The organism is Arcicella rosea (assembly GCF_040543805.1).
GTDB lineage: Bacteria > Bacteroidota > Bacteroidia > Cytophagales > Spirosomataceae > Arcicella > Arcicella rosea.
In genome coordinates, this window is sequence record NZ_JBEUMS010000021.1 from 1 (window position 1) to 16,969 (window position 16,969).

13 protein-coding genes are annotated in these 16,969 nt (G+C 32.8%); 4 read left to right on the forward strand and 9 right to left on the reverse strand.

Features of this window, described 5'->3' with window-relative positions:
* Window positions 1–218 precede the first annotated feature (218 nt).
* A complete protein-coding gene (gene pruA / locus ABID42_RS21805) occupies window positions 219–1,844 on the reverse strand; it encodes an L-glutamate gamma-semialdehyde dehydrogenase (RefSeq protein WP_367285464.1) in 1,626 nt (541 codons plus the stop codon).
* A gap of 311 nt (window positions 1,845–2,155) precedes the next feature.
* On the opposite strand from pruA, the gene ABID42_RS21810 reads away from it, so the two are divergent.
* From ABID42_RS21810 to ABID42_RS21820, 3 genes are all read left to right on the forward strand, one after another.
* Window positions 2,156–3,001, forward strand: coding sequence for a bifunctional helix-turn-helix domain-containing protein/methylated-DNA--[protein]-cysteine S-methyltransferase (locus tag ABID42_RS21810; RefSeq protein ID WP_367285465.1), 846 nt, complete (start codon window positions 2,156–2,158; stop codon window positions 2,999–3,001).
* Between the two features lie 157 nt (window positions 3,002–3,158).
* Window positions 3,159–3,854, forward strand: a complete 696-nt coding sequence (locus ABID42_RS21815; RefSeq protein ID WP_367285466.1) for a 2OG-Fe(II) oxygenase — start codon at window positions 3,159–3,161, stop codon at window positions 3,852–3,854.
* Window positions 3,851–4,114 carry an Ada metal-binding domain-containing protein gene (locus tag ABID42_RS21820; protein ID WP_367285467.1) on the forward strand — a complete coding sequence of 88 codons (264 nt, stop codon included), beginning with the start codon at window positions 3,851–3,853 and terminating at the stop codon, window positions 4,112–4,114. The genes ABID42_RS21815 and ABID42_RS21820 overlap by 4 nt, the downstream gene beginning before the upstream one ends.
* A gap of 12 nt (window positions 4,115–4,126) precedes the next feature.
* Here the strand turns inward: ABID42_RS21820 and ABID42_RS21825 are convergent, their stop codons facing one another.
* From ABID42_RS21825 to ABID42_RS21835, 3 genes are all read right to left on the reverse strand, one after another.
* On the reverse strand, window positions 4,127–4,786 hold the full coding sequence (locus tag ABID42_RS21825) for a tetratricopeptide repeat protein (RefSeq protein WP_367285468.1): 660 nt from the start codon (window positions 4,784–4,786) through the stop codon (window positions 4,127–4,129).
* A 551-nt stretch (window positions 4,787–5,337) separates the two neighbouring features.
* Window positions 5,338–5,970 carry a LysE family translocator gene (locus ABID42_RS21830; RefSeq protein ID WP_367285469.1) on the reverse strand — a complete coding sequence of 211 codons (633 nt, stop codon included), beginning with the start codon at window positions 5,968–5,970 and terminating at the stop codon, window positions 5,338–5,340.
* An 86-nt stretch (window positions 5,971–6,056) separates the two neighbouring features.
* Complete coding sequence (locus ABID42_RS21835; protein ID WP_367285470.1) at window positions 6,057–7,040, reverse strand: ComEA family DNA-binding protein; 984 nt, start codon at window positions 7,038–7,040, stop codon at window positions 6,057–6,059.
* A gap of 252 nt (window positions 7,041–7,292) precedes the next feature.
* On the opposite strand from ABID42_RS21835, the gene thrC reads away from it, so the two are divergent.
* Window positions 7,293–8,600: a threonine synthase gene (gene thrC, locus ABID42_RS21840; protein WP_367285471.1), complete on the forward strand. Its 1,308-nt coding sequence runs from the start codon at window positions 7,293–7,295 to the stop codon at window positions 8,598–8,600.
* Window positions 8,601–8,750: 150 nt separating this feature from the next.
* Here thrC and ABID42_RS21845 read toward each other — a convergent pair whose 3' ends face one another.
* From ABID42_RS21845 to ABID42_RS21865, 5 genes are all read right to left on the reverse strand, one after another.
* Window positions 8,751–10,523: an AMP-dependent synthetase/ligase gene (locus ABID42_RS21845; protein WP_367285472.1), complete on the reverse strand. Its 1,773-nt coding sequence runs from the start codon at window positions 10,521–10,523 to the stop codon at window positions 8,751–8,753.
* 195 nt (window positions 10,524–10,718) lie between these two features.
* Entirely contained in the window at window positions 10,719–11,792 is a 1,074-nt protein-coding gene (locus tag ABID42_RS21850; RefSeq protein ID WP_367285473.1) for a hypothetical protein, read from the reverse strand.
* Between the two features lie 196 nt (window positions 11,793–11,988).
* Window positions 11,989–13,821 carry a tetratricopeptide repeat protein gene (locus ABID42_RS21855; RefSeq protein WP_367285474.1) on the reverse strand — a complete coding sequence of 611 codons (1,833 nt, stop codon included), beginning with the start codon at window positions 13,819–13,821 and terminating at the stop codon, window positions 11,989–11,991.
* A gap of 437 nt (window positions 13,822–14,258) precedes the next feature.
* Window positions 14,259–15,893 (reverse strand): Ig-like domain-containing domain, encoded by a 1,635-nt coding sequence (locus tag ABID42_RS21860; protein WP_367285475.1) that lies wholly within the window; start codon window positions 15,891–15,893, stop codon window positions 14,259–14,261.
* A gap of 181 nt (window positions 15,894–16,074) precedes the next feature.
* Complete coding sequence (locus ABID42_RS21865; RefSeq protein ID WP_367285476.1) at window positions 16,075–16,959, reverse strand: class I SAM-dependent methyltransferase; 885 nt, start codon at window positions 16,957–16,959, stop codon at window positions 16,075–16,077.
* Window positions 16,960–16,969: the final 10 nt, after the last annotated feature.

Here is a 16,969-nt window from a genome sequence, read left to right on the forward strand (position 1 = left end):
ACTTCTTCCAAAAGTTTTTTAAAACTTTTTTTAAAATAATCCGTAAATAACTTAATATCAATACATTATTGCACACAATAAATAACGAAAAAAAAATTTATAAAAATGAAAAAAAATTATGACCATTTAATAAAGCTTAGTTTTTACACAAAAAATCGGCCAATCATTTTTAAAATGACTGACCGATTTTTGCAATTTCTATAAGATTTATATCAAATCTATCCTAAGAATGGGTACTTATAGTCTGTTGGAGATACAAATGTTTCTTTAATTGTTCTTGGAGAAACCCATCTTAATAGATTTAACTTTGAACCAGCTTTATCATTTGTTCCTGATGCTCTTGCTCCACCAAATGGCTGTTGTCCAACTACTGCTCCTGTTGGTTTGTCATTAATATAGAAGTTTCCAGCTGCGTTCACTAACTTTTTATTGGCTATTTCTAAAGCATAGCGGTCTTGTGCGAAGATTGCTCCCGTTAAAGCATAATCAGAAGTTGTATTTACAATATCTAAGGTTTCTTCATACTTATCGGCATCATATACATAGATAGTAAGTACTGGTCCAAAGATTTCTTCACACATGGTTGTATAGTGCGGGTCTTCTGTTAGGATAATGGTTGGCTCAATGAAATATCCTTTTGATTTATCGTAGTTTCCTCCTGCTATTATTTTTGCTTTATCAGATGCTTTTGCATTATCTATATAAGCAGTGATTTTATCAAAAGCTTTTTCATCAATTACTGCATTAACGAAATTTGAAAAGTCTTCAACTGGACCAACTTTGATTTCACTCAAGTCTGCTTGAACATATTCCCAAGTTTGTTCCCAAAGTGTATTTGGAATGTACGCTCTTGAAGCTGCCGAACATTTTTGTCCTTGATATTCAAAAGCTCCACGTACCAAACCTACGGCAAGTGCTTTGGCATCGGCTGATTTATGGGCTACTATAAAATCTTTACCACCAGTTTCTCCAACAATTCTTGGGTATGATTTATACTTATGAATGTTTTCTCCGATTGTTTTCCAAATATGTTGGAATACTTTAGTACTTCCTGTGAAGTGTACGCCTGCAAATTGTGGATGATTGAAAACAATATCGCCAGTCAATGGTCCATCGGTATAAATCAAATTGATTACGCCATCTGGCAATCCTGCTTCTTTCAATACTTTCATTAATACATTGGCAGAATAGATTTGTTGCGGTGAAGGTTTCCACACTACAACATTTCCCATTAATGCTGCCGAAGCTGGAAGGTTTCCTGCAATAGCTGTAAAGTTGAAGGGTGTTACTGCAAAAACGAATCCTTCTAATGGACGATATTCTAATCTATTCCAAACGTTTTCAGAAGAGATTGGTTGTTCTGCATAAATTTGTGTGGCGAAATGCACATTGAAACGAAGGAAGTCTATCCACTCGCAAGCGGCATCAATTTCTGCTTGGTAAGCATTTTTCGATTGACCTAACATCGTTGAAGCATTTAGCTCATTACGATATTTTGTTGCTGAAAGGTCGGCTGCTTTTAAGAAGATTGCCATTCTATTTTCCCAAGGTAAATTTGCCCAAGCTTCTCTGGCAGCTAAGGCTGTGTCAATAGCTTGATTAACATGAGTAGCATCGCCTTCGTGGTAATATCCTAAAATATGTTGATAGTCGTGTGGGGAAGTTAATGCTTGTTTGTTTCCTGTTCTTACTTCTTCTGAACCAATATACATTGGTACATCTGCTACGACACTTCGCATTTCAGTAAGTTTCGCAATAAGTGCTTCACGCTCCTTAGTATTAGGGGCATACGAGTTGATTGGCTCATTCTTGGGCGTTGGTACGCTGAAAAATCCTGTTGACATTTGATGAAGTTTTTGATTTCATGTAAAATTAATGAAAAAGCTGGATTAGGACAATTTTGGTAGAAGATACAAGACGAAAGAAGCAAGAGACAAGATTTGAGATGTAAGATTTAAGACGAAAGAAAAAATTAGAAAAAGACAAGATTTGTCGTTTGTCAGGAAATGAATCTTGTATCTTACTTCTTGCCTCTCGTATCTCTTTTCTTGCTTCTTGTGTCTTGCCTCTTGAATCTAAAATCTCAAAAAAAGCAACTTTCGGGTTGAGGATGTTCTTTTATCAATCGACATTTGTATCGTTAATTTTATAAATCATGACAACAGATACTTATCATTATGAACGCATTGCGAAGGCAATTGAGTTTATTAGCGAAAATATTACGGCTCAACCTACTTTGGAAGAAATCGCTGAGAAAGTAAATCTTTCTCCTTTTCACTTTCAAAGAATATTTACGGAATGGGCTGGTGTGAGTCCGAAGAAGTTTTTACAATTCTTAACGGCTGATTATTTGAAAGCGAAAATTAAATCGACGGCTACTTTGATTGAAGCCGCAGAAATCGCTGGACTTTCAAGTCAAAGTAGAGTGTATGATTTGTTCACAGGTATCGAAGCGGTTACTCCACAAGAATTCAAAAGTGGTGGAAAAGGTTTGCATATCAGTTATGCTTATCATCAAACTCCTTTTGGTGAATGTTTTTTGGCGGTTACTGAAAGAGGAATTTGTGGCATGGCTTTTACGGATGAACATACAAAAAAGGAAGATTTAGCAACCTTCAAGAAAAAATGGTTTTTCGCCACAATTCAAGAAAATACTTCCATTACTTATCCATATATACAACGCATTTTTACGCCACATCTTAGTTCATTGGATAAACTGCATTTATTGGTACAAGGCACAAATTTTCAATTGAAAGTTTGGGAAGCATTGCTGACAATTCCGCAAGGTTCATTAACTACTTATCAACAAATTGCTGAAAGTATTGGAAAAGACAAAGCCGTTAGAGCCGTCGGTACGGCCGTGGGAAATAATCCGATTGCATATTTGATTCCCTGTCATCGTGTGATTAGAAAAGAAGGAAAACTTGGGGAATATCATTGGGGAAGTATTCGGAAGAAGGCTATTGTTGGATGGGAAGCGGCAAAAAAAATTAGTGATTGAGTGAGTTGTGATTTAGTGATTTATTTTTTCAAAAAAAGTACAAATGTATCTTTTGAAAAATTATTGGCTGAAATATTCTGAATACTTTTTTAATATTTTCTTACTAAACATAAAACATTTAATCACTCAATCACAATTCACTAACTCACAATTAAACATGAATATCAATTCAATCAACTGGCAAAATGTTAAAGCTGATTTGGATGAACAGGGTTATGCTGTGATTCCTTCGCTGATACCGACTGATGTTTGTTCTCAATTAATTACTTCTTACACACAAGCAGATTTATATAGAAGTACGATTGTGATGAAACGCTATAATTTTGGAAAAGGCGAGTACAAATATTTTGCTTATCCTTTGCCCGAAAGCATTGCTTATTTAAGGAATGAAATGTACAGTCCTTTATCAAAAGTAGCGAACGAATGGAATCAAAAATTGGGCATTCATTTTACTTATCCAGAAAAGCACGCTGATTTTATAGAAGCTTGTCGCCTACAAAATCAATGCAGACCAACGCCTTTGATTTTGAAATATGAAAAAGGAGATTTCAATACGCTTCATCAAGATTTGTATGGCGACTTATATTTTCCTTTTCAAGCAGTATTGTTTTTAACACAAGTAAATGAAGATTATACTGGCGGTGAATTTGTATTGATTGAACAAAAACCAAGGTTGCAGTCACAAGCGATTGTGCTACAACCCAACCGTGGTGATATGGTAATTTTTACCACGAATTTCAGAGCAGCTAAAGGAACAAGAGGATATTTTCGTTCACCGATGAAACATGGAGTAAGTAAATTGCATAGTGGCAATCGTTATACTGTGGGTATTATTTTTCATGATGCAAAATGAAAACACATCAATCATTTTTGGACGAAAAAGGGACGAATCGGGTATTACTTTCTTTTATTAAAAATAGAAAAATCCTTTGGGCTGGAAATCGTAAATTAAAAATTTATGGTAAACTCAATTGTAAATCGGGCAAAAGAATGAAAAACCCAAACCGAGTCTTCTTTCAAAATGAGCAAGAAGCCATCACTTTGGGTTTTCGTCCTTGTGGGCATTGTATGAGATTGGAGTATTTGAATTGGAAAAGAATTCACATTGATTGATACTTCAAGGCTCTATTTTTCCAAAAGAAATTTCCTCACCTCTGGATTAATTGCATTAGCATCTAATTTATCAGTAATCTTCAAAAAAACTAAAGCACTGTCTTTTTCCATATAATACGAATAAGCCATTGTTAACTGAGCATAAGCCTCTACGTTCTTATTATCTAATTCAGCAGCTATTCTAAAGTTGTCAATTGCTTTATTCAACAATTTAATATCATTGTTTTTAACAAACATTTGGGCATAACTTGTCCCCTTTGAAAGCCAGACTTTAGAATTTTTAGGATTTAATTTTAACGATTTATTAAAGTAAGTTAATGATTCTTCAAACTTCAATTGCATTCCAAGTATATTACCAAAACCCCAATAAACATCTGCATTAGTACTGTCTAAAAGCCAAGCTTGGTTAAATCGTTTCATAGAATTATCATAATCCTTTTTATAGAAATACGCCCAAGCGTCCTTCAAATGACGACTAACAGCCTCATTCCTACTTTTAAAGTATTTATCACATTCTTCGATAAAATCCTTGTCAATTTGTAATTGCTCTTTACATTTTTTTACTCCACTATTCACACCATACATTGGCAGAATATTGATATTCTCTGGGCAATCTTGAGATGACGAACAACTCAAAAAGAACACGATGATAAGTGCGTGAATCTGTTTCATAGAAATGGGTTTATAGTGAAAATTGATTTTTCGAGAGTTTACATCATTCTCATGTAATCCAACATCACAATTTTGTTTGTTTACATTGAAGTTCTGCAAGCTTACAGAAAAGTTTTGTTGACTTACAAAATTTCTCTGCAAGCTTACAAAATAGTTTTGCAGACTTACATCGTTTCATTGTAAGCTTAATCTGTGTTTTTGACGCTTTCATAACATTGATGTAGGTCAACATCACAATTTTGTTTGTTTACATTGAAGTTTTGTAAGCTTACAGATAAGTTTTGTTGACTTACTTACAGCAAACCTTTGTAAGCTTACAAAATGCCATTGTTGAATGATTTTACATTAAAACAGAGCTTATAAAGTACTTTGTAAACATCTTTTGAAATTGATTTAACCTACAAAACATTAAAAGCAGTTAATTCTGTAATTTTGTTTGTTTACAAAGCATCATTGTAATACTTAAAATATTGATTGTTAATAATTTATAAGTCAAATCAAGTTAATCTTGAAATGATGTTCACTTATATAATTATTAATAGAATAAATATTCATTTGGCTTTATCTAAGGCTAATTTTATAGCAAGACTTCCCAAAATTCCAGCCATAAACCATTTTTGAATTTTAATCCATGTTGGTCTTTCGCTGAACCATGTTGAAATACTGGAAGCAAACAAAACGATCATTAGATTCACCGAAAAACTGACTGTCATTTGGGTAAATCCTAATTGAAAATTTTGAAGTAAAACATTGCCATATTCTGGTTTGATAAACTGCGGAAAGAAAGACATATAGAATACCGCAATTTTAGGATTGAGTACATTGGTTAAAAATCCCATCTGAAACAATTTGAAATTACTGTCGTCTTTCAAAGATGTTGTTTCAAAAACTGATTTACTTCCCGGTTTGATGGCGCTCCAAGCCAAGTACAAAAGGTAGCCAACTCCCAACCATTTCAGAAAAGTATAGGCAAAAGGTACTGCCATTAAAATAGCAGTGAGTCCGAATGAAACCATGATGACATGAAATAGAAAACCGACTATCACTCCTGCCAAAGAAATCATCCCAGCTTGTTTCCCTTGTGAAATAGAACGAGAAATTAAATAAATCATGTTTGGTCCGGGCGTGATGACCAAACCAAAAGCGGCGATGATAAAGATGAGTAAGTCTGAGTAAGGAATCATAAATATATTGTTATGTAGCACGAGATTCCATCTCGTGTTGTTATTAGAGTTTTAAAATGTCACGGGATAGAATCCCGTGGTACAGTTTAGAATGATAAATATGGTAAAAGTTTTTCAAGTGTCTGAGTATCCAAGAGTTTAATATTTTCTAAATCTTTTTTACTCGAAAAATCTCCATGCTGTTGTCGATAGGCAATAATCGCTTTGGCAATATACGGTCGTAAATAAGGATGTTTGAATTCTTCCAAAGTCACTTCATTAATCTTGATTTTTTTGAGTTGTGGATTATTCACTCTTCCATACTTCAACAGTTCTTCAATCGAAACAGAATCTAATCCCCAAATAGATTTTACTTGCTCTACTGAATAAAAGCCTCCCAATTTTTCTCTTTCTTGAATAATCCTCATCGCTCGTTTTGAAGCAATGCCTTTTAATTTCTTTAAGTCGTTGGTATCGGCATGATTCAAATCAAAAACTTGTATTTTGAAAGACTCTTTCACAACATTAGAAGCAGTAGATTTTTTTTCGGAAATTACTGCTAATTGTTCGGTCACAATATTCTTAGTTGTCGATTGAGTATTCGATACAACAATATAAGGTGCTAACTTTTGATAAAGTGTATTTGGAAAACTATAAATTTTCAATAAATCTTCTTTTTTACGAAAAACACCTCCTTTGCTTCTGTACTTAATAATGCGTTCAGATAACCAAGTTGGTATGCCCAATTTTGTTAAATCGCCAGCACTAGCCAAGTTAGGATCAAAAGTGAATAAATTTATCGTTTTTGCACTCTCAGTAAAGTCGATTTCCTTAGGGTATTTATCCGGAAAAATATTTTTATTCGCTCTACGGCGTTCTGAAGCTTCTTTGATTTCAATTTTTGCTATCAATTCTTTAATCCTTTTTGGATTCACAGAATAATTAACTAATTGTTTTTCAGGAAGATAATCAAAAATAAAAGTAACAACAACCAGTAAAAACAGTAAAAAAATGAGGAAAACAAAGCCTTTAATTTCTGTTTGATTAAAAGCGAAAAAATCACGAAGGTAGGTTTGTAATTTCTTGTACATGGTGTTTATATTAAAATGAATAAGATGTCCAGTCACAGAAAATCAAATGTTTATTCTGTAATTCGGGCTTTTGAACTAATTTTGTGCTTCGTTTACTGCTGTAGGCTTTGGGCTGTAAGCTGTAAGCTATTTTTAAATTGTTATTATCAAAAATGTTCTCGACAATTATTAAATTTTTGATAATACTAATTTACAAGATTTCTTGCCACGAAGGTTTTGAAATTGAAGCTTTTATCTGTTCCAAAAACGTTTATGATACTTTATAGCACAAATCATCAAAGTGATGATGTTTCTTTAGAAGAAGCAGTTTTTAGAGGACTTCCTCCCGACAATGGCTTGTATATGCCACATGTTATTCCGACTTTACCCGCTTCATTTTTTGAAAAGATTGAAACACTCTCCATTTCAGAAATTGCTTTTGAAGTAACTAAGGCTTTATTGGGCAATGATATTCCTGAAGCAGATATTAAAACGATTGTAGAAAGAGCTATTGATTTTGATGCTCCTTTGGTTGCTCTTGAAAAAGACACTTATGTTTTAGAATTGTTTCATGGACCATCAATGGCTTTCAAAGATTTTGGTGCAAGATTCATGGCATCGTTGATGTCTTACTTTTTACAAAAATCACAAAAAGATATTCACATCCTTGTAGCAACCTCTGGCGATACTGGTGGAGCAGTGGCACAAGGTTTTTATAAAACGCCGGGTATCAAAGTAACTATTTTGTATCCGACAGGAAAAGTATCGGATATTCAAGAAAAACAATTGACTACTTTGGGCGAAAATGTAACAGCTTTAGAAGTTGATGGTACTTTTGATGATTGTCAGGCTTTGGTGAAAGCTGCCTTTTTGGACAAAGAATTATCTTCAAAAATCAATTTAGCTTCTGCCAATTCAATCAACATTAGTCGATTGATTCCTCAATCTTTCTATTATTTCAATGCTTATGCACAATTAAAAAAAGCTGGAAATACCAAACCAGTAGTTTTTTGTGTACCAAGTGGAAATTTTGGAAACTTATCAGCAGGATTGATTGCTCAGAAAATGGGCTTACCTGTGAAAATGTTTGTGGCGGCAACGAATGTGAATAACATCGTTCCGAAGTATTTGGCTTCTGGAAATTATGAACCAAAACCTTCGCAAGAAACGATTTCAAATGCGATGGATGTTGGAAATCCTTCTAATTTTATCAGAATGCGTTTGTTGGCTGGCGATGCTCATGAAGAAGTAGTAAAACATATTGCTGGAGATTTCAGTGATGATACTGCTACCAGAGCATCCATGAAAGATGTCTATGAAAGAACCCAATATGTAATGTGTCCACATACTGCGGTAGCGTACTTAGGTTTGAAATCTTATACAGATACTTTATCGGAAGAAGTGGCAGGCGTATTACTTTCAACAGCGCATTATGCTAAATTTTTGGATGTTGTAGAAGAAACTTTAGGAACATCAGTAGCGATTCCAGAAAGACTTTCGGCTTTACTTTCTAAAGAAAAAGTAGCTATTCCGATGACGAAAGAGTTTAGTAATTTTAAGGAATATCTTCTTTCTTTATAATTGAGTGAATTAGTGAGTTGTGATTTAGTGATTAAATTTCAACTTAAAGTTTCTTATAAATAAAAATGCCATTCGACTAAAATCCGAATGGTATTTTTATTTATAGGAAATACTGATAACTATTAACAGTTTTCAGATAACAGCTTAAGATTAATTATACATTCCCTCAATCAAATTCTTATAATTATTATGAATGATTTTTCTTTTTAGTTTAAGTGTTGGTGTTAATTCACCTGATTCAATAGTGAACAATTTAGGTAATAATTCTACCTTTTTTACTTGTTCGTATTGAGCAATGTTCTTCATTAAATCTTTCACTACTTCATCCAATTTATCTTTTACTTTTTGATTTTTGATAATTTGTTCTGGATTGGCATATGAAATTTCATTTCTTGAACACCATTCTTTTAAAGCATTGAATTCTGGAACAATTAAAGCCGAAGGAAATTTTTGCCCCTCACCTACTACAATCGCTTGTTCAATCAAAACGGCTTCTTTTAATTTATTTTCGATTACTTGTGGTGCAACGTATTTTCCACCAGAAGTTTTGAAAATTTCTTTCTTGCGGTCTGTAATTTTCAGATAACGACCTTCAAAAAATTCACCAATATCACCAGTATGAAACCAACCATCTGCATCAATGGCTTCGGCAGTAGCGTCTGGTCTTTTGTAATAACCTTTCATCACTGATGGTCCTTTTACACAGATTTCTCCATCGTCTGCAATTTTTACTTGTAAGTTTGGCAAAACCGTTCCCACACAACCGACTCTGAAATCAGATAAAATACTTGAAGAAACAACTGGTGAAGTTTCAGTAAGTCCATAACCTTCGGCAATGGGAATTTCAGCCGCCCAAAATACTCTTGACAAACGTGCCTGTAAAGCTGCTGAACCCGAAGCGATGATTTTTATATTTCCACCCAAAGCTTCTTTCCATTTACTGAAAATCAATTTACGGGCAATTTTTAATTGAGTATCATAAAACCAACCCATGTCTTTCATAGGGTCATATTTCAAACCTAAATTTAATGCCCAGAAAAAAAGTTGCTTTTTGATTCCAGAAAGTTCATAGCCTTTTGCTACAATTTTATCATAAACTTTCTCTAACAATCGAGGAACAGTAGCGAATACTTGTGGTTTAATATCCTTTAAATTATCTGCAATGGTATCCATACTTTCGGCATAATATACCGAAACACCATAATACATATAAACATAAACATCGGTACGTTCATAAATATGACAAAGCGGAAGAAAACTCAAAGCTTTATCATCCGAACACAACTCCAAATGCTTTCCAATCACTAAACCATCAATATTTGAAATGATATTATCGTGCGTGAGCATTACACCTTTTGGTTTTCCAGTTGTTCCAGAAGTGTAAATCAACGTCAATAAATCGTCAGGATGAACGGCAGCTTTGTATGTTTCAATTTGAGCGAAGTCTTCATTTTTTGATAAATCCAATAATTCAGTCCAATGTTTGGCTTCTTTTGTTTTATCAAAAGTATAAATTCCTTCTATGCCAGTTAATACACTGGTTGCTTCTAATACTTTTGCCAGTAAAGCTTTATCCGAAACAAAAACCAGTTTTACTTCTGCATCGGTAAAAATATAACGGTAATCTTCAATCGTAATGGTTGGGTACATTGGCACCAAAACAGCTCCCAATTGTTGAACGCCCAATTCGATAAAATTCCATTCTGGTCTGTTATTAGAAATCAAAGCAATCTTGTCATCCTTTTTAACTCCCAATTTTATTAATCCAATACTTACTTTATTGACGATTTCAATTACTTCTGTAGCACTGTATTTCTTCCATTCGCCTTTTACTTTACTTGCGAAAGTATCTTCTTTATTAACAGCTAAAACACAATTGGGCAGTAAGTCGAATACTCTGGTAATGTTAGGATTGCTCTTCATGACTATCTTCGTTTAATCGATATATCTTCAATATAAAATACAATTTAAACCCTATATTTTACAATAGGATTTAAGCAAAGATAACAAGATTAACTAAATCAAAATAGTATGCACGCATAATATTTTTACTACTTTTTATGCTTTTTATCATAATTTTCAAAAAGTAATTGTCTCTATATTATTTACTCTATTTGATTATTCGTTTATAATCTGAATAATTTCTTTTCTGCCATCAGAGAAAAAATAAGTTAATTCAACATCACTTTCATCATTATTAATTAAGATATAGTAACCTTCTTCAGTTGTACCATCATTTACAAATTTACCTTCAAACCTTTCTCCATGTTGAAAATAGTAAATTCCATTTCCTTCTCTTTTTCCAGCTTTGTATTCGCCTTCAAACATTTTTGTACCATCGGGATAATACTGAATTCCGTAACCATCTCTTTTTCCATTTTTCCACATTCCTTGATAACTGCCTTGTGTTTTATGTACAAAAAGTCCTTCGCCTTCTTTACAATCTCCTGAGATACATCCTGTTTTTTTCAAAGAAGATTCGATTGGTGAAATTGGTTTACTTTCAATTAATGAAATACTTTTAAAAGGTTCTTCAGCATCTGATTGAACTTTAGGTTGATTATTTTTAGGTTCTCTTGATACTTCTATTTGTTTTTCGGTATCAGCTTCTTCCCAACCTTTTTTGATAGCTAATAATCTTTGAGATTTTGGAGGATGTGTTGAAGTAATATTTTCTTCCTGAAAATAAATAATAGCTTGTTGGGCTTGTGCTAAAGTAGCGCCCATTTGATGTAACCAAAAACCAGAAAAATAATCAGCTTCTAATTCTTTTTCGGGTCGGCTACCTTCTTTATCAATCGTATGAAAATTGGCATGATGTCCGATTTCATGTGCCAAAATAGAAATTGCCGCCCAGTCAGTTTGTGCTGTGCGTTCTACTCTGTTTAAAAAGTCACGGTCATAAATAATATAAGGCTGTCCATCAATAATCGTAGCAAAACAATTATCAGTATTTGAACATTGCATTACTTTAAACTTACTATGAAACTGTCCCATCTTTTTGGCAAATTTTCCGATTACTTCCGCAGCATGACTTTCAGAAGCATATCCTAAGGTTTGTGGACAAATATCTTGTGGGATTACTTGTTTACCAAAATAATTACAAGCAAAAACAATTTGCTTTTGCTGAGCATGAAGCTCATAAACAGAAAAAAGAGAAACAATAATAAATAGAGAGAAGAGCTTTTTCATGGTTATTTTACTTGATAGTGAATAAATCAGAGGATGGAAAGCAAAATAAAACCAGTCCATTTCAACAATGGTCTTTACAAATTTTATTTAAAGCAATCAAGTAAAGTTAAATCATGTGTTGGGATTTAGCATTTATCCACAAAAAAGGCCTGTAAGTGGATAAGTTTACAGGCCTGATAATAATACGTTTAGGTAATTAATTTATTGTATCGCCTCTTAGATTTCTAAATCTTTTTCTAGCTTCTGCACTATAAATACTTCCAGGATACTTTATCAACAATTCTTGATACAATTTCATGGCTTTCGTCGATTGATTCAATACTTCATGATAGGTCTTCGCTAAAAGATAAAGTGCATCATCACCTTTAATATCATGTGGAAAATTCTGGATGACAAATTCTAAATCCTTTACTCCTTTTTCCACATCACCTTGTTTTAAGTAAATATTGGCTCTGAGGAAAATCAAATCATCCATGATAGGATTTCCACGATATACTTTTTCCATTTCGACCAATTTAGCAATTGCTTCATTGTTTCTGTGTTGAAAAAGTAAAAGCTCAACGGCTGAGTAATCTTTCAAAGCAGCTTCAGTACTATCAAAGCCTGTGTTTTCTTGAATCAGTAAACTCAGCTCCATCGCATCGTTTGCAATTTCACGAGTAGTGGCTTGTTTTAAAATATCCAGTACTTCTTTTGATAATTCAAAATCGCCTCTGAAATAAGCCAATTTTGCATTGCGCAATTTTGCTTCATAACCCATCGGGCTATCCTTTTGTGATTTTTCTACTTGCGAATAAAGTAAAGTAGCTTCCCAAGGTTCAGATTTCAATAAGAAAATATCACCTAAATCCAGTTTACATTTATCCACAAAGATTTGATCAGTATTAGCAAGTTTGATGGCTTTTTCTAAAACAGCAATGGCAGTATCTTTTTCGTTCAAGTAAAACGCATATAAAAGTCCTTTACTTCTCAATGCTTCCAAAGTTCTTTGGTTCGTTCCAAGTTCTTCCAGCATTTTGGTGTATTCAGCAATGAGCAAACGAATATCAGATTGATTGATTGGATAGGTAGTTTTGATTACTTCCTCTTTAGCATTAATCAACATTCTTCTCCACAATGGGTAATTCTGATGTCTTGGATATTCTTTAATCAAGTATTCAAAGATTTTACCCGAGTTAACAAAGTCTTTATTTTGATGCGCCATAAAGCCTAATTCTGTAACCTGAGCTCCTTCTTTTCTATAGCGTTTATCCAATGCTCTTGCCTGAACAAAAGCTTTATAAAAGTCTTTTTTCTGAACCAAATGCCAGATTAAAATATCAGTGTAATAAGAAGTCTGTGGATACTTCTGAACTTTTGCGTAAAGTATTTTTTCTAATTCTTCTATTTCTTTGTCTTCCTTCAACTCATCCTGAAGGATTGACTGCACCATTTCTTGATTTTCAGTCGCTAAACCAAACTTCAAGTACTCTTCTATCATTTCAGGCACTTTGGCTTGCATACGAAACAAATTGGCTAACTGTACAGCGTATTTGTCTTCCGACTTTCCAAAAACCCTTGATACCTCAATTGTTTGTATAGCTAGTTCTGTTTGTTGTTGTTGAACAAAGTAATTCACCAAATCAATCATTTCATCGTCGTTGGCTTTTACTTTATCAATCGCTAAATCGTAGTTCTTTTTAGCTTCCTCTTTCTTTTCTGTTGCTTGATAAAGTCTTCCTAAGTCAACTAAATATTTAGCTTGATTGCTTTCTGAATTTTTGATTTGCCTTTTAACAAACTTTTCAGCCTCGTCCCAATTTTTCAACTTAATCAAAGTTTCCAAATAAGGTTTGTAAATATCTTTTGCGGTTTCTTTGTTCTTCGCCAACTTCTGAAAAATGGTTCTTGCTTTTTCATACTCTCCAGCTTTCAAGTATTCAACGCCCAACTGAGCATCCTGACTGAAAACTTCAAAAGAACACATCAAGACAAAACATAAGCAAAGAGCCTTCCAAAAAGTTTTCAACAACATCTTATATTTAATCATAATAATTTTTATTTAATTTTTTAAAAAAAGAAAACTATTACTTCTATTATACTGTGGATATGTGGAAGAGTATTGTGAAACATTATTTTCACGTACAATTGTTAATATCAGTTTTATTATCAACATTTTATGATAACTTATCAACACATAACTATTTGATTTACAGAACATATAAATTTAATCAACATTTATGTGTATAACTTTATTCATTTTCTCAACATTGTTAACATTCAAAATTTATGTGGTTAACATGTCTTAAAAATAGGGATTAAATCGATAGTTTTCCACTTTTCAAAAAGTCCATTTTTACTTTCCACAATGAGGCTTTTTCTTTCCACAAAAATGAAGGGTGAAAAACACCTACTTTTCCACTTTTTTGAAAGGCTATTTGCCCTGTTTTGGTACTTATCCACAGAAGGTTGACCAGTTTTCTGATTTTAGTCAATTGTGAAATCATTTCCTGAAAGAACAAAGTTCTGTTTCAGCTTTATCTTGTTCGGATTGTAGATAATTTTTTCGGGAAGCGTATTGGTTTGAATATCGCCTTCATCCCAGCGAGCATTTTGATTTTCATCCACAATTAATCTTAGATAATAAATACCCGCTTTTAGAAAGGCAAATTCGTATTTCAAAAGGTTGTCCACTTTTTGGATTACTTCATTTTTATCGTTCATCAATTCGATAAAGAAATGTTTCTTGTTTGGATTTTTTACTTCGCCTTCAATGATGCCATAATTTTCAGGATCACGAATTGGATGATTGGCTTCGTACTTTGAAGTCGTGTCATTTTCAAGAGAAATAAAAGCTTCTTTTTGGAATCGCACTCTTACAAATTCCTTCGGTTTCTTATCATTTTTCTGGATGATAAGTTTCGTTTTATCTTGGTTCCATTTAATATCTTTTTCAGTAATTGGTACTTTAATCAAAGTATCATTCATGATTTCAATTTTATTCAAATCATATTTTATTACAGATTTTGTAAAATTGATAGTGTAGCCAACTTCTTTCAAATCGATGTCTTCATTATTACTTGGACTGATTTTAATACTGAATTCTTCTTTTACACTTTCATCCTTTTTACCTTTTACTCTGAATTTGATTTTTTGGTCGTGGGTAAAAACTCTATCTAATGAATCCGTCACAGAAATTTTTACTTTTACAGTATCAGTAGAATTGTTGATAGTATTATAAATTCTAAGATTTTTTGCATCAACTTGTTGATAAGCGAGCGTATCTTTTCTGCCAAGAAAATCAATTTTGGCATTTTTTATTCCACGATTGTATTCTATATAATAATAGCCAGAAGTATTTCTTGTCTTAAATACTTTGTTTGGAGTTTTATCCATTTTCGCCATATTGATTTCTAGGTTTGATAAATTGGTTTTTAAATCAATTGTATCTCTTACAAAACCCATCAGTTCTTTAGCTTCTTCATATAAAAGATTACTGTTTGCATCTGAAATAGCGAAAACTCTATACTTGCCAGCAGCCACATTTTCAATTTTGAAAATTCCAGAACTATCCGTTTTTGTGAAATAATAAGGCTTTACTTTTTTCGGATTCAAAGTATCAGTGTAATTATATAAACCCACATTAATATCTAAAACTGGTTTATTGGTTTGCGGATTGAAAACTTTTCCACTCACACTCAGAGAATCAATGATATTACCAGTACTGAAAACCAATCTGATATTTTTAGCCACATTTCTCTCAGTAATATCTTTAATAGCATTTCTAAAATTTAAACTATAAGTAGTGTTTGGTTTGAAAGGTTTATCAAAAACAAGACGCACACCTTTAGATAGTGCTTTGCTTTCATAAGTACCTTCAATATTTGGTGTGATTAATAATTGCTGTTGAATATTATCGACACTCACATACTCATTGAATTCAATTTGTACTAATCTTCCTGAAAAATTAATGGCTTGATTATTCGGAAATGTTTTTATAATAACTGGTGCAAGTGTATCTTTTTTACCGCCAGTAGGTGCTACGATTTGTGCACAACTAAACAGCATTTCAATGAGTATAAAACTTAAAAAACTTATCAAGACTAAATTCTTCACTTTCATGTTAATATGTTGAAAACTTTGTGGATAAAATGGATGTCAATGTCTGAAAAACTAAATAAATGCCTTCGTTATCCCAAAATTGCTTAAAAAAATTGGTTTATCGAAATGTTGACCATTTTGCAAAAAGAAACCCTCAGCGTTTGATAAACTCTGAGGGTTGTGGAAAAGTGTGTGAATAATGTTAATTCTTCTTAAATATGTAAATTAAGCTAGAATAATTCTGTTGATTACTTTCAGCTTTAAGATTTGACTTCAAACCATCCATAAAAGCTTTTAGATAATTGATTTTTCCGGTTTGATATTTAGTACTCAACATCGAAACATAGAAAGAATCAAACTTCATTGGCAGTGTTTTTTCTAAACGAAAGTTATGTTGTTCAAAAAGTTGCTTTATTGTCTTTTGCGAGAAATGATATAAATGTCTTGGTACATCATAGGCTGCCCATTTGTTGCCATAAATAGCCGCATCTTCAGATTCATGGTTAGGCACAGCAATAATCAGCGAACCATCATTTGAAAGTCTTTCATAGAGCCAATCAATTGTTTCATTTAATTGATGAACATGTTCTAAAACATGCCAAAGAGAAATGATGTTAAATTGCTCATTTGGAAAAGAACTAAGCACTTCATTTTTGATGGTTGACTGATTAATTTGTTCAGCAATTGCCCTTGCGTCATCGTCTGGTTCAATGCCAAATACTTTCCAACCATCTTCTTTACAGACATTCAAGAACATTCCTGTTCCACAACCAACATCCAATAATTTACCTTTTGAAGGGAATAGATTATTAACTAATTCTAATTTACCTTTTAAAGTATATTTTCGTACAGAATGATAAATTTTTGCGATTAATCCTTTAGAAGTATTAGTATGTGAAATGTAAGATTCAGCTTTATAATATGCTCCTATTTTATCTATTGTAGGACGAGGATTGGTAAACTTAAAGCCACATGAATTACAATTGACAATATCGAATGTTTCTTGGCTTACGGTATAATCTTGAACATTAAGAAAAGTACTAAATGAATTCTGTTGACAGATTGGGCAAGTGCTAATTTTTTCCATGGTTGTTAAT